The organism is Planktothrix mougeotii LEGE 06226 (assembly GCF_015207485.1).
In the GTDB taxonomy this organism is placed as follows: Bacteria; Cyanobacteriota; Cyanobacteriia; order Cyanobacteriales; family Microcoleaceae; genus Planktothrix.
On sequence record NZ_JADEWU010000041.1, the window covers coordinates 1 to 14,603 of the forward strand.

Here is a 14,603-nt window from a genome sequence, read left to right on the forward strand (position 1 = left end):
CTCCCACCCCAGCACCCAGCCCTGGCCCAACTCCCACACCGACTCCGGCTCCAGGTGGTGCAAAATTCAACGATATTGCGTCTCACTGGGCGAGACCGTTTATTGAGCGGTTAGCGGATATGGGGATTATTAGCGGGTTCCCCGATGGTTCATTTAAACCGGATGCGACCTTAACTCGCGCCCAACACGCTGCAATGTTGATGAAGGCGTTTACACTCACCCCTATTCGAGAACCCATCGCCTTTACCGATGTTCCCGCGGATTTCTGGGGGAAAGAAGCCATTGATAAGGCAAATCGGGCGGGGTTCCTGTCGGGTTATCCTGATAAAACCTTCCGACCCAATCAAAATTTAACTCGTTCTCAGGCTATTGTTTCTTTAGTGAATGGGTTGAAATTAACCGGGGGAACCTCGAATAGTTTGAGTGTTTATACGGATCGTGCTCAAATTCCGGCTTTTGCTGTTAATGCCATGATTACCGCAACGGAATTAAATATGGTGGTCAATTACCCGAAAAAAGAGGTTTTTAACCCCTTAAAAGATGTCACTCGTGGGGAAATTGCGGCGATTTTCTATCAAACCTTAGTGGCCGTTAATCGGGCACAGGCGATTGATTCTCCTTACATTGTTTAATTCCCTCTAGTTCCCTGGTAGAACCAGGGAATTTACTTAGGGAGGCTCTGCCTCCCGTTAACAGCAGGCAGAGCTTGATTAAAGTATTGCTAGGTAGAACCTAGCAACAAGAAAAAATTAAGGAGATAAAAAATATGGCAGAATTAATTTTAAATAATCCAGAAACCGCCCCGATTACCGATGAGCAATTTTATCAACTTTGTATCGCTAATCGTGAATTAAAATTAGAACGAACCGCCACAGGAGACTTAATTATTATGCCACCCACCGGAGGCGGAACTGGAAAACGGAACTCAGATATTAACCTAGATTTGGGTTTGTGGAATCGACAAACTCAATTAGGAATTGTCTTTGATTCTTCTACTTGTTTTCAACTTGCTAATGGTGGAGATCGTTCTCCTGATGCGGCTTGGATACCCTTAGCGAAGTGGGAATCTCTCACCCCCGAACAGCAAGAGAAATTTCTGCCAATTTGCCCCGATTTTGTCATAGAATTGCGATCGCAAGAGCGTTCTTTAAAACCTCTACAAGATAAAATGCAGGAGTATATTGATAATGGGACTTGTTTAGGTTGGTTAATTAATCGTAAAAATCGTCAAGTCGAAATTTATCGTCACGGGAGGGAAAAAGAAATTTTAGAAAACCCAACTACCTTATCGGGAGAAGATATTTTACCCGGATTTGTTTTAAATCTTTCATTAATTTGGTAAATAGATCATCTTAATATTGCCCACATAACGTAATCTTTCAGAGTATCCTAACTGCCACCTTTCAAGAAGTTTGACATAATCAATGATTTCGTATCTTCCGTATTTGTAAGTCATGTAATCTAACTGTTGAAGTTTTTTTAAGGTGGTTTTCACCGTTTTGGGACTAACACCAGAAATGTAAGAAATTTGTTCATCAACATCATCCTCTTTTAAAGTATTGGGCTGGCTTAATAAGGCATACATAACTTGCAAAGTAGAGCTAGTAATTTCTAAAGACTTATTTTTACTATCTTTTGAAGCTTGATTACGAACTACTAGATAAATTCCTGGGCTATTCAGATAAATATTTCCATCAACATCAATAAATTCAATAGAGGCAAGACACTTTTGGAATAGTGGGTTTTTGGGACGCATTGAACGATTCCCCAGATGACGGAACAAAGTTTAATTATATCTTTAGATTTGTATTTCCGTTGTTTTCAGTCCTCAGCCTATATCCAATTCAAGCACAACCAAGAATCATTAGGGTCAAATCATCCCATCCTGTTTACTCTGGCTGAGTGTGCTTAAATGTTCTACGATAGCTGGTGCGTGCGCGTTGCTTACGCACCCTACAATAGAGAAGGTTTATTATTGTGAAAAATCATGAATAATCCTCCAGTTATTTGTATTGGTGAAATGTTGTTTGATCGGTTATCGAATGAATTAGGACAACCGTTAGAACAGGTTAAATTGTGGACAGATTACCCTGGAGGTGCTCCCGCTAATACGGCTTGCGGATTAGTAAAATTAGGCATTCCAACGGCTTTTATCGGGTGTATTGGGGAAGATGCACCCGGAGAACAATTAGTGGAATTATTAAGGGAAATAGGTGTTAATATTACAGGAGTTCAACGCCATTCTAACGCACCGACTCGGATTGTTTATGTAGTTAGAGATGCAGCAGGCGATCGCAGTTTTGCAGGTTTTGGAGATTTAGACACTACAGAATTTGCAGATACCTATTTACAAGCAGAACTCCTTCCAGAAGCATTATTTAAAACCGCAAAATTTCTTGTTTTGGGAACCTTAGAATTAGCTTATCCAGAAAGTCAACAAGCAATTTTAAAAGCAATTCAGTTAGCTAAAAAATATCAAGTTAAAGTTTTTATTGATATAAATTGGCGACCGATGTTTTGGCAAAATCCTGATTCTGCAATTGACTTGATTTTAAAGTTGGTTCAAAATGCGGATTTTCTTAAATTAACGAATGAAGAAGCTGAATTATTATTTAATACGATAGAACCCGAAGCGATCGCTCAATTGTTACAAATCCAAGGAGTCTTTGTTACGGCAGGTGAACAAGGTTGTGCCTATTATTTAGCCGGAAATTCAGGAAGACTACCCGCATTTTCTGTTAGTGTAGCAGATACAACGGGCGCTGGAGATGGATTTACAGCCGGAATTCTTGATCAATTCTGTAAATTAGGACTAGATGCGATTAATGATGCTATAATAGCTGAAGATATGGTAAGGTTTGCGAGTGCAGTTGGGGCATTAACCACAACAAAACCCGGTGCAATTGCGGCTGAACCGACATTAACAGAAGTTGAAATATTTTTAAACAATTCTAAATCTTAATTAATTTTTAAGATAACAATTAAAGCTAAATTAAGTATTAGAATTGGGACGTTTGACCCTGATCCCATCCCCCATTTTAGCAGTTTATTCCTTCCTTCAGATAGAATAGACCCGGATTTTGACTATAATTTTTAATGCCAATTCTAATAAAGATCATGAAAAAATACATTTCTCGCCTATTAGCTCTTGTTCTTGTAGCCGCCATTACCTTAGTCGGATGTGGGGGAAGTCCCTCTGGACTGTTAACAGGCAATTATCCTCAAGATACTTTAGCCGTTGTCGATAGCTTAAGAACTGCTATCCTGTTACCTGAAGATGCTCCGAATAAGTCAGAAGCCCAAGGTCAAGCCCGCGAGGTGATTAACGAATTTATTGCCCGTTACCGTCGGGATAGCTCTGTAACGACTCTCTCCTCCTTTACCACCATGCGAACCGCCCTCAATGCCTTAGCAGGTCATTATAGCTCCTATCCTAACCGTCCTATCCCCGATAAGTTAAAACAACGTTTGGAACAAGAATTTAAACAAGTTGAAGCTGCCGTCAACCGAGGCGCGTAAACATTTGTAGGGGCGGGGTTTCTCCAAAAGTCCGTCAACTTTAGGAAAATATAGAAGGCATTTGCAACGGTTAATGCTAGTTGAAGAGGGCGATTATTAGTAGCCGCCCTCGCGACATAATTCTGAAGAACGACAATTTTTCATGATCAGGGATTTAAACTGTAATTGATAGCAGGAAGAAAGCCCTGAAGGGCTTACTACGGGGGGTTAGCCGTGACTACGTTTATTGATTTCAACCTCTTCTAAAACGGTTTCAGTATCCGGTGCTGGACTTAACCAAAATTGGAATTCCTCTGCAAATCGATGGTTTAAAATCGCCTCTCGAATGCGTTGGGTAAACCGAATTAATTCGGTAACATTATGAATTGAGATTAATGTATAGCCTAAGAGTTCCTTGGCTCGGACTAAATGACTAATATACGCCCGACTAAAATTTTGACAGGTATAACAGGGACAAGTTTCATCTAACGGTTGAAAATCCTCTCGAAATTGAGCATTTTTTAAATTCAATCGTTCTCCCTTAATTAATGCTGCGCCATGACGGGCTAAACGAGTGGGAATGACACAATCAAATAAATCCACCCCAGCAGCAATGGCTTGAGCCATTTCCCGATAGGTTCCTACCCCCATTAAATAACGGGGTTTATTAAAGGGTAAAATTGGCGTTGTCACCTGAACAATTTTTTCAATTAATGTTACAGGTTCCCCCACACTTACCCCACCAATGGCATATCCAGGTAAATCAAATTCAACTAATTCTTGAGCCGCTTTTTGTCGTAAATCCGCATAAATTCCCCCCTGTACAATGGCAAATAAAGCTTGGTCGCTGCGTTGATGGGCTTGAATACAACGTTCTAACCAGCGTTTCGTGCGTTCTGTGGCTTTTAAAACCGCTTCTCGACTGGCGGGATAGGGGGGACATTCATCAAAAGCCATAATCACATCCGCCCCTAATTCATTTTGAATTTGGATAGAACGTTCTGGGGTAAAGTTAATGATTTTCCCATCATGGGGAGAACGAAACGTTACCCCGTCTTCAGTGATGGTGCGAATTTCACTTAAACTAAAGACTTGAAACCCCCCAGAATCCGTCAACATCGGGCCATCCCACCCCATAAATCGATGCAGACCTCCAGCCCTCGCCACAATATTTTCCCCTGGTTGTAAATGCAGGTGATAGGTATTGGATAAAACCATCTGGGCACCTGCATCCTTCAGGTGGGCTGGAGTCAAGGTTTTGACATTGGCTAAGGTTCCCACAGGCATAAATCGGGGGGTTTCCACCCAACCATGGGGGGTATGAAATAACCCAACACGGGCTTTTGTTTGACTACAGCACGCCTGAACTTCAAAGGAAAAAGGGTGTGACATAAAAAACTTAAAAAACAGCTTGGAAAAACTAGGGGAAAAAATAATTTTCCCCTTTCCTTTTTTATTCTAAGGCTCTGTTGAAACAACAAAGTTCAAATTCTGAGATTAAGCCTTGAGAATTCCGATTTCCTGGCTTTTATCCCTTAGAATGGACAGTCATCCTCATCAATTTGAGTATCCCAATTAGAAGACAAAACTTGATCCATAACCGCATCTAAAGCTGCTGCATTAAAATTGCGGTTAAATTGTTCTTGTAAGGGATTGTTTAAAGGAATTAATCTTAATAAACGCCCCCCTTCTTGAACCAGATCAAAATAAGTTTCCTTGTCAGGAGACTGTTTGAGTTCTAAGTAATCAAAACTATAAACATTCAAATACAACGAATGATTCGCAACTAATGTTGCTTGTTGTGGATTGGCAAAAACTTCTAGGATGTATCCTTCTGCTTCGGTGCATATTTGTCCGTCTTGAATATGCAAATAACGGACACGACCTAAATCAACAAGCAGTTTTTGCATATCCCGCTTATTGAGAACGATACCCGTATCGATAATGCACGGAGCAGACACCCTGTAGTTTAGTTGGTCGTAACTCATGGAGCAAAAGCCTCAGATGTAATCTGTGAATGACAGAATGGCAATGATTCTGTTGAATGAAATCTGTAGTTGTCAAGTTATCCCATCCCTAGGTGTAGAGGAATTACGAACAAAGGTGTCTGGCTGTACTGGTCGTTAATTCCGATACGCCTTCCCAATTACGAACCTTAATTGTTTTATTCCTCCGCCATTGATCTTATGGTTTTACTCTAACAATTATTGAGGAAAATGCAAGGCTGAAGTCAGAATTTTATTAAAATTCTTTAACAAGGCTCAAGCTATTCCTACCCATCATTAGAACCATGCTTTTCACTGATATGGTAGATATTGTCATTGTAGCAAAACTACAACTGTCCAATCGGACAAACCGGGTTTGTAACTCACCTATTCCTTCTCTTATCTGAAATAATCGCAAGGAATTAAAAAGGATGGATTCGTTTTCGAGCAGATGTGTCATTGAACAACCCTGGAGTTGGTAAACTCCGATATGATGTTTTGACTTGACTCAGGCAAAACATGAGTTGTTATTTCAATTCTGGCATAACCTAGAAAATATTTATAGATCTACGCAAATTTAATTTTTTGCTATGTCAGATAATAAGCTGATTCGATCACTTTCTGAATTTTTCCAGCGACAGGGTGCAGCGTTAGCGGCGGCAATTGCCTTTTATACCTGTTTCCCTATCCCCCTATCTTGGTCGTTGGAGTTTCGAGGAATTGCCCGTTTTGCCCCGGTGATTGGGGTATTAATCGGCGGAATTTTAGGCTTAATTGATGGGGGATTATTCCTACTCGGTTGTCCGGTATTAACCCGGTCTGTTTTAGTCATTCTGGCAGGAATTGGCATCACCGGAGGATTACATTTAGATGGAGCAATGGATACGGCTGATGGTTTAGCCGTGGGCGATCCGAATCGACGCTTAGAGGTGATGGCCGATAGTGTGACGGGGGCCTTTGGGGTGATGGTGGCGATCGCAATTATATTATTAAAAGTTTCTGCTTTACAGGATTTGAGTGCAGATCGAGGCTTAATTTTAATGGCTGTGGCGGGATGGGGACGTTGGGGACAGTTAGTGGCGATCGCTCGTTATCCCTATTTGAAAGCTACAGGAAAGGGAGCCTTTCACAAGGATACCCCCTATTCGTCCTGGGATTTAGTTCCCGGTGCGCTATTACTGATGGCTTTAAGCGGGATTATTGTGCTTCTCCATCCTCAGCATTGGTTAGTGGCTATAGGTCTAGCTTTAGGGGGAAGTGCGATCGCCATTTTAAGCGGGGCTTGGTTTAATGCGCGTTTGGGAGGACACACCGGAGATACTTATGGAGCCGTTGTTGAATGGACAGAAGCCTTTGTTTTAGTTTGGGTGGTTGCATTACAAGGATAATAATCAGTCATCAGTCATCAGTTATCAGTCATCAGTTAACAGTTATCAGTCAAGAAGTGGGCAGTTGTTAACATTTACAACTTATTAAAACTTAAATTTTAACGGTTAACGGTTAACTGTTCACTCTTACACTAATAAGCTGTTCAGCATCTAAATTGTGTATTTAGAAATGGGGAAAGTCTTGTAGTGCCAGCGTTCTCACTGGCTTACATATAAAGTTTAAATGCGGAACAGCTTAACTGATAACTGATAACTGATAACTGATAACTGATTATTACTTCGCTTCGATCCAAACTTTAAGTCCTTCTACCCGTAGACCTTGACCTTTTGTGCCGCAGTATTGGCCGTTGGTGCAGACGGGAACATCGCCTTTATTTTGGATGTGGGCCGTATAGAAAACCGTGTAGTTCGCAGCTTGGGGGCCAGTGAGTTCAATCATAAATCCCTCAATTTGTCGGTTTTTGCCCCGTTCTCCGACTAATTGTCCTTCGGAAATCCAGGGGGTATCCCCAACGTTGGCGATATGAGCCATGTAGCGCAGACTTAAACCCGCAATGGGGGGATCAATATTAATTTGCAGAGCTTCTAAACGCCGTCCTTGGCCTCGTGTTCCGGCGTATTCTCTGGCGGTAAAGGCGCGATCGCCTAAGCCTTGTAAATGGACTAAAATCTTTAAATTAATATTAGAAAGGGTTGCCTTTCCTTGGGATTTAGAGACAAGGGGTGCATTGCCAAAAACAATATTTTTCCCGTCAATGGTGGGAGGTAATTTGCTAACATCAATACTGGGAACAATAATTAATTCGGGGTTTGCCGATCCTTGGGGTTCATCCAAGATCACAATATCAGGAATTTGCGGTTTAGGAACAGTTGCAACTGGGGCGGGAGGTTGAACGGTGAAATTAATTTTTCCTCTGGAAATTGCCACCCCCAGAGACTTACCAAAGGCTTTAGTAATTTGTTCTTCTAAAATCGCCCATTGATTATCATCTAATTGATCTTGTTTTTCGACTAAGTTGACTAATGCCACTAACGGATGATTTCCAGCCGCTAAGGCTTCGGCGACAGAATGCAGTTGGTTGGTTTGCTGAGTAATAGATTCTTGCAATTCTCTTGCTTGATTTTGAGCCGTTTGTAAGGGTGAAAAATCCGGTTGTTCGCTGTGGGTTAGAGACAGAACTTGCTCTAAAATTTGCAACGCTTGTTGGTGAGTCTTCTGATGTCCAGGGGGGGCGGTTAAGGTTTGTAATAAATTCTGTAACTGTTGTACAGAGGTTGCTTGAATAGCAGGTTGTTGTCCTTGGGCGATCAATTTTTGTTGAATTTCGCTAAAGTCTTTAGAGTAAGCAATCACTTCATCCACTAAGCTTTTTGCTGGGGGAGTTCCTGCGGTTTTGAGGTGTTGTGCGGCTTCGGTGAGACGACTCCCTAAATTGGGATAGCGTTGAGATAATGCAGTCAGTTGTTGTTTTAAGGTTTCGTAATTTGGTTCCACAAAGAATAATCCTCCTCGTTCAAAGTTGGGTACAGCATCGTTGAATCTTTTCTATCTTTCATTGTACTCTAAAGGTAAGGATAATTGACAACAACTAAAAGATTGACGATGTTGAGAAGTTATACCATATTGTTGAATAGCTTGACGGTGTTTTGCTGTTCCGTAACCTTTATTTTTTTTTAAATCATAGTGAGGATATTTTTTCGATAAACGAGTGATTAATTCATCTCGCCAAACTTTTGCAACAATACTGGCGGCTGCAATGACCAAAGATGTACTATCACCTTTAATAATAGTTTTTTGGGGAATGAATAATTGCGGAATGGTTTGATTACCATCAATTAAACAAAGTTCGGGTTGGGGATTTAACTTAGAAATAGCGCGTTTCATGGCTAATAATGTCGCTTGTAAAATATTGACGCGATCAATTTCTCGCACGGAAGCCCAACCAATTTTACAATCAATGGCGATCGCTTTTATTTCCAGGGCTAACCGCGAACGCACCCCAGGGGTTAATTTCTTACTATCTTTCACCCCAGCACGGGTTAATTGGGTCATACTATTTTCAGATAAAATCACGGCGGCTGCCACCACAGGGCCAAATAAAGCACCTCGTCCAACTTCATCCACTCCGGCGATTAAAATCGGAGTTGGAGAATCATCTTCTATCATAGAAAAAAGCATGGGAGTGTGGAAACGAGCGCGTCTTCAGACAACAGAGGAAACACGACTCAGGGGAATTTATTCCCCGTGAATATTGGATTGGGAATCGACAAAAATTTTTGTATTTGCCGATTCCCGGTTTTTTTGGGATTTCTCCCACTCCTATTTCTAGGGTGAAGTTAGCTTCGCCAATGTTATCGGTCGGTAACTATCTCAAAAGCACTGTTTTACCCCTCGTAAAACTGTTTAACTTTTAAGTTCCAGAGCAACGGACTAGCTACGCATCCATTGGTGGGTTCTTTAACGCTTGCCGATAACGTAGTCAGTTAAGACTTAGGCTGGTCAGCTATCCAAAGAGGAGGCATGAAGCCCCGTCTCTTCAGAGCGGGGTGCTGACTTCCTTCAAATTTAGACTTGCTATAATTATCTATCATAGATTAAACCGTATATTTTAAAAACTGATTTTATGAAACGAATTGTTTTGATTGCAGGCTTTGAATCTTTTAATGCTGATTTATATCGAAATTCTGCACAATTAGCCAGTGTTCGTTGTCCTGAATTAGAGATTTTTGTCTTTAGCGATCGCGCTATTTCTACTGAACCGGATACCGTCGCAGCAGCGTTAGAAAATGCTGATGTTTTTTTTGCAAGTTTATTATTTGATTATGATCAAGTTTTATGGTTACGAGAACGGGTACAAAAGATTCCCATTCGGTTAGTATTTGAATCTGCTTTAGAATTAATGAGTTTAACTCAAATTGGCGCCTTTAAAATTGGGGATAAACCGAAAGGAATGCCCAAACCTGTACAATTTATTCTCAGTAAATTTTCCAGTGGGAAAGAAGAAGATAAACTTGCGGGTTATATTAGCTTTCTGAAAACAGGGCCAAAATTATTAAAATTTGTTCCGGTTAAGAAAGTTCAAGATCTCCGCAACTGGTTAATTATTTATGGGTATTGGAACGCAGGGGGAACGGAAAATGTCGCCGCTATGTTTTGGACAATTGCTACAAATTATTTAGGGTTAACCGTTGGTGAAATTCCGCCGCCCATAGAAACGCCTAATATGGGATTATTACATCCCGATTATAACGGTTATTTTGAATCCCCTAAAGCTTATTTAGACTGGTATCAACAGCAATATCCAGAGACAGCTAATAATCCCGTTGTCGGTCTTTTATTATATCGAAAGCACGTTATTACTCACCAAAATTATATTCCGAAACTTATTAGTTATTTTCAGCAGGATAATTTAATCCCTTTACCAATTTTTATTAATGGTGTTGAAGGTCATGTTGCGGTTAGAGATTGGATGACAACAACGGATGAATTAAATAAGCGAGAACAGGGAAAGATTGAAACCCTATCCTTATCTAAAGAAGCTGTAAAGGTTGATGCCATTGTTTCAACCATTGGGTTTCCCTTAGTTGGAGGGCCAGCAGGCTCAATGGAAGCCGGACGACAGGTAGAAATTGCTAAAGGGATTTTAACCGTCAAAAACGTTCCTTATTTTATTGCAGCACCCCTATTAATTCAAGATTTATTATCTTGGACTCGTCAAGGAATAGGAGGGTTACAAAGCGTTGTTTTATATGCTTTACCCGAACTCGATGGTGCTATTGATACAGTTCCTTTAGGGGGGTTAGTTGGAGAAGAAATTTATTTAATTCCTGAACGAGTAAAACGGTTAACCGGACGGGTGAAAAGTTGGATCAAACTGAGACAAAAACCGCCTGAAAACCGAAAAATTGCTATTATTTTATATGGATTTCCCCCTGGATATGGCGCAACCGGAACCGCAGCTTTATTAAATGTACCCCAGAGTTTATTAAAGGTTTTGCATGGGTTAAAAGCCCAAGGTTATAGCGTTGGAGAGTTACCCGAAACGGGTGAAAGTTTAATTCAAAAAGTTAAAATAGCAGATGAAACCTTAGAAATAAAACAGAATTTTGTGTTGGCTGAGGGTTCGGTTATTTCTAATCAAGTCAATGTAGAAAAATTAGAAAAATGGTTAGGCTATTTACAACGCAGTCGGGTAGAGAAACAATGGAAATCTTTAACAGGAACGGGGATTAAAACTTTAGGTGAAGATTATCATATTGGGGGAATTCAACTGGGTAATATTTGGATCGGAGTTCAACCGCCTTTAGGGTTATCCGGTGATCCAATGCGGTTAATGTTTGAACGAGATTTAACCCCCCATCCCCAATATACTGCCTTTTATCAATGGTTACAAAAAGACTTTCAAGCCGATGCTATTGTTCATTTTGGAATGCACGGAACTGTTGAATGGTTGCCTGGTTCACCGTTAGGAAATACAGGTTATTCTTGGTCAGATATTTTACTGGGAAATCTGCCGAATTTATATCTGTATGCTGCTAATAATCCCTCAGAATCTATTTTAGCAAAACGTCGAGGCTATGGGGTATTGATTTCTTATAATGTTCCGCCTTATGGTCGAGCCGGACTGTATAAACAATTGGTATCTTTACGAGAATTAATTGCCGAATATCGGGAAGATCCGCAAAAAAATTCTACTCTTCAAGAGGTAATTAGTCAGCAAATTGTAGATATGGGTTTAGAGGTAGATTGTCCTTTTGAGGAAGGGAAAAAATTAGGAATTGCTTTTAATTTAGAAAATGCTCGATTATTTAGTGTCGAAGTTCTCTACAATTATTTTATCAAAATTTATGATTATTTGCAAGTGCTTGAACAGCGATTATTTTCCTCTGGATTACATACCTTTGGAGAAAACCCAACAGAAGAGGAATTAAGCAATTATATGAATGCTTATTCCACTGAATCAATGAATGAGTTAACCCCAGAAACAGACAGTCAAATTCGAGGGTTATTGTTGCAAACTTCCGATGAATTAACCAATTTATTACGAGGATTAAATGGAGAATATATTCCTCCCGCTCCCGGTGGGGATTTACTGCGAGATGGGCCGGGAGTGTTGCCCACCGGACGCAATATTCATGCGTTAGATCCCTATCGAATGCCTTCTGCTGCGGCCTATTTAAGAGGACGAGAAATCGCTCAAAAAATCATCGCTCAACAGTTAGCAGAAACGGGGAATTATCCTGAAACGGTGGCGGTAATGTTATGGGGGTTAGATGCGATTAAAACGCGGGGAGAATCATTAGGAATTATCTTAGAATTAGTCGGAGCGGAACCTGTTAAAGAAGGAACTGGACGAATTGTTCGTTATGAATTACAACCGTTAGAAAATATCAATCATCCTCGGATTGATGTTTTAGCAAATTTATCGGGAATTTTTCGAGATAGTTTTGCTAATATTATTGAATTATTAGATGATTTATTTCTGCGGGCTACCAATGTTGAAGAACCCGAAGACCAAAACTTTATTAGAAAACACGCTTTACAGTTGCGATCGCAAGGTATTGAAAACCCATCCGCCCGTTTATTTTCTAATCCATCGGGGGATTTTGGTTCATTAGTAAATGATCAAATTGTCGATGGAAATTGGGAATCTGGGGACGAATTAGCGAACACCTGGAAAGGGCGAAATGTCTTTAGTTATGGTCGCCAAGATAAAGGACAAGCTAGACCGGAAGTGATGACTCAATTGTTAAACACAATGGATAATATTGTGCAGGAAATTGATTCTGTTGAATATGGATTAACAGATATTCAAGAATATTATGCCAATACAGGAGGATTAAAACGGGCAGCCGAACAACATCAAGGTAAAAAAATCAAGGCTAATTTTGTTGAAAGTTTTTCTAAAGATACAACGCCTCGACAATTAGAAGATTTACTAAGAATTGAATATCGAACGAAATTATTAAATCCCAAATGGGCAGATGCAATGGTGAATCAAGGAAGTGGAGGGGCTTATGAAATTTCTCAACGAATGACGGCATTAATGGGTTGGGGAGGAACAACTAATTTCAAAGAAAATTGGGTATATGATCAAGCAGCTAAAACCTATGCGTTAGATGAAAAAAGGGCTAATCAATTAAGACAAGCAAACCCCGAAGCTTTTCGTAATATTGTCGGTCGAATGTTAGAAGCGCAGGGTCGTGGATTTTGGGAAACCGATGCAGAAACTTTAGAAAAATTAAGAGCATTGTATGATTTAACAGAACAAGAATTAGAAGGAGTAATCCTTTAAAACCCATCAAAAACTGCTATAGTCTACAAAGGTAGGCTATAGCAGAGATTACAGAAGATTAACGCAGCTAATTTTGACGATTTGTTAATAGAGTTAATCCCATTTTGACTTTATCTGCTAAGGTTTTTTGGGATAAACAAGTGTAGAGGCAAAGGCGATCGCAATTTGTTGTTTGTTGACGTCGATCCTGAGCTTCTTCTCCTTCCCAAATTTGTCGCGCACTGTGATGTTTAACATTGCCAATGGGAGGATAAAACCAGCAAACTTCTACATCCCCATTCGAGCGAATAAAATAGTTTCGTAAACCCACACGACAGGAACCAACACTGGCGGGTGCTTTTTCTTCTCGAAAATGAGCCGACCACATTTGTAGCAAAGATTCACTATTGAGGATGGGAAGACCCTGGCGTTTTTGTTCAATTAAATTTTCAACAACGGTTTGCAATTCTTCCATACGAGCTTCAGAAATCCAAAGTTCATCATAGGTTTCAGATGTCCAACGATCAACAGGTTGGAAATTAACAGCCGTTGCTCCCAATTGTTGCACCCATTCCGGCATTTGAGAAATAATATGCAAATTTTGACCATGAACCGTTGGTTTAATCATCACAGGAAAGGTTTGCCCTTGAGCATTTCGTTCTGCTAGTAAAAATTGCAAATGTTTTTTGACTTTTTCTAAAGCACCGGAAACTCCTCGGACATAATCATGAATTTCAGCAATGTGAGCATCAATGGAAATTAGGAAGCAAGTTTTGATTCTCATCAGAGGACTGTAGATTCTCAAAGAAGATCAACAATCCTGAATGATCACCTCAGAATGGTTGATTTGTACTTGATATTGGAATGAAACGAAGATGATAAGCTAGAGTGATTCGCCTAAATTTAGGAGATCCTTGATGGTTGCAAATAATGTGAGGGGAACTCCTGCGGTTCCTGTTGCGAACAGTGTTCTCGTTGCTAGGTTTCATGCCCTATCTGACCCTTTGCGTTTGCAAGTCATCAATCTGTTACGAGAACAAGAATTGTGCGTTTGTGAACTGTGCGAACTGTTGGGAGTCAGTCAGTCTAAACTTTCCTTCCACCTGAAAACCCTGAAAGAAGCATTATTAGTACAAAGTCGTCAAGAAGGACGATGGATTTACTATCGTCTTAACCCTGACCAATTTAAAGTTTTAGAAGAATATTTGGCACAATACCGCCATTTTAGTCCCCTCGCAACCTCCCACAACGGTTGTAATTGAGAGCCGTCTCAAGATCTGCTGTTCGGTGAAAAATCAAAAAGGTCTGTATCTTTTTTTACCAACTTGAACAGGCATTTTGTTTCATTGTTTCTAGGGTGCGAAGAACTTCAATTCTTAATATCAATTTATATCTCACGATATAGAACTGTATTTTCTCTATCCTGAAAACATGAAGCTAATTGAGTTATAATAAAA

13 protein-coding genes are annotated in these 14,603 nt (G+C 40.2%); 7 read left to right on the forward strand and 6 right to left on the reverse strand.

Features of this window, described 5'->3' with window-relative positions; genetic code table 11:
* Both IQ236_RS16655 and IQ236_RS16660 read left to right on the forward strand, forming a co-directional pair.
* Positions 1–632 (forward strand): S-layer homology domain-containing protein (locus IQ236_RS16655; RefSeq protein ID WP_193870332.1); only part of this gene is annotated, 632 nt, incomplete at its 5' end.
* 134 nt (positions 633–766) lie between these two features.
* Positions 767–1,342, forward strand: a complete 576-nt coding sequence (locus IQ236_RS16660) for a Uma2 family endonuclease (protein WP_193870333.1) — start codon at positions 767–769, stop codon at positions 1,340–1,342.
* Here IQ236_RS16660 and IQ236_RS16665 read toward each other — a convergent pair.
* Entirely contained in the window at positions 1,331–1,756 is a 426-nt protein-coding gene (locus IQ236_RS16665; protein WP_193870334.1) for a hypothetical protein, read from the reverse strand. The genes IQ236_RS16660 and IQ236_RS16665 overlap by 12 nt on opposite strands.
* 231 nt (positions 1,757–1,987) lie before the next feature.
* On the opposite strand from IQ236_RS16665, the gene IQ236_RS16670 reads away from it, so the two are divergent.
* Both IQ236_RS16670 and psb27 read left to right on the forward strand, forming a co-directional pair.
* Positions 1,988–2,962 (forward strand): carbohydrate kinase family protein, encoded by a 975-nt coding sequence (locus IQ236_RS16670; RefSeq protein ID WP_193870335.1) that lies wholly within the window; start codon positions 1,988–1,990, stop codon positions 2,960–2,962.
* Between the two features lie 155 nt (positions 2,963–3,117).
* Complete coding sequence (psb27, locus tag IQ236_RS16675) at positions 3,118–3,519, forward strand: photosystem II protein Psb27 (protein ID WP_193870336.1); 402 nt, start codon at positions 3,118–3,120, stop codon at positions 3,517–3,519.
* Positions 3,520–3,726: 207 nt separating this feature from the next.
* On the opposite strand, the gene tgt is transcribed toward psb27, so the two are convergent.
* A complete protein-coding gene (tgt, locus tag IQ236_RS16680) occupies positions 3,727–4,890 on the reverse strand; it encodes a tRNA guanosine(34) transglycosylase Tgt (RefSeq protein WP_193870337.1) in 1,164 nt (387 codons plus the stop codon).
* Between the two features lie 143 nt (positions 4,891–5,033).
* Positions 5,034–5,486, reverse strand: a complete 453-nt coding sequence (locus IQ236_RS16685) for a hypothetical protein (protein ID WP_072720443.1) — start codon at positions 5,484–5,486, stop codon at positions 5,034–5,036.
* Positions 5,487–6,073: 587 nt separating this feature from the next.
* On the opposite strand from IQ236_RS16685, the gene cobS reads away from it, so the two are divergent.
* Positions 6,074–6,871 (forward strand): adenosylcobinamide-GDP ribazoletransferase, encoded by a 798-nt coding sequence (gene cobS / locus IQ236_RS16690; protein ID WP_193870338.1) that lies wholly within the window; start codon positions 6,074–6,076, stop codon positions 6,869–6,871.
* 274 nt (positions 6,872–7,145) lie between these two features.
* On the opposite strand, the gene IQ236_RS16695 is transcribed toward cobS, so the two are convergent.
* Complete coding sequence (locus IQ236_RS16695; RefSeq protein ID WP_193870339.1) at positions 7,146–8,366, reverse strand: hydrogenase; 1,221 nt, start codon at positions 8,364–8,366, stop codon at positions 7,146–7,148.
* 51 nt (positions 8,367–8,417) lie between these two features.
* On the reverse strand, positions 8,418–9,038 hold the full coding sequence (locus IQ236_RS16700; protein ID WP_228041686.1) for a ribonuclease HII: 621 nt from the start codon (positions 9,036–9,038) through the stop codon (positions 8,418–8,420).
* A gap of 457 nt (positions 9,039–9,495) precedes the next feature.
* On the opposite strand from IQ236_RS16700, the gene bchH reads away from it, so the two are divergent.
* On the forward strand, positions 9,496–13,167 hold the full coding sequence (gene bchH / locus IQ236_RS16705; RefSeq protein WP_193870341.1) for a magnesium chelatase subunit H: 3,672 nt from the start codon (positions 9,496–9,498) through the stop codon (positions 13,165–13,167).
* A gap of 67 nt (positions 13,168–13,234) precedes the next feature.
* Here the strand turns inward: bchH and IQ236_RS16710 are convergent, their stop codons facing one another.
* Entirely contained in the window at positions 13,235–13,930 is a 696-nt protein-coding gene (locus tag IQ236_RS16710) for an SPASM domain-containing protein (RefSeq protein ID WP_193870342.1), read from the reverse strand.
* Between the two features lie 133 nt (positions 13,931–14,063).
* Here IQ236_RS16710 and IQ236_RS16715 point away from each other — a divergent pair, with 133 nt between their 5' ends.
* Positions 14,064–14,408, forward strand: a complete 345-nt coding sequence (locus IQ236_RS16715) for an ArsR/SmtB family transcription factor (protein ID WP_193870343.1) — start codon at positions 14,064–14,066, stop codon at positions 14,406–14,408.
* Positions 14,409–14,603 lie beyond the last annotated feature (195 nt).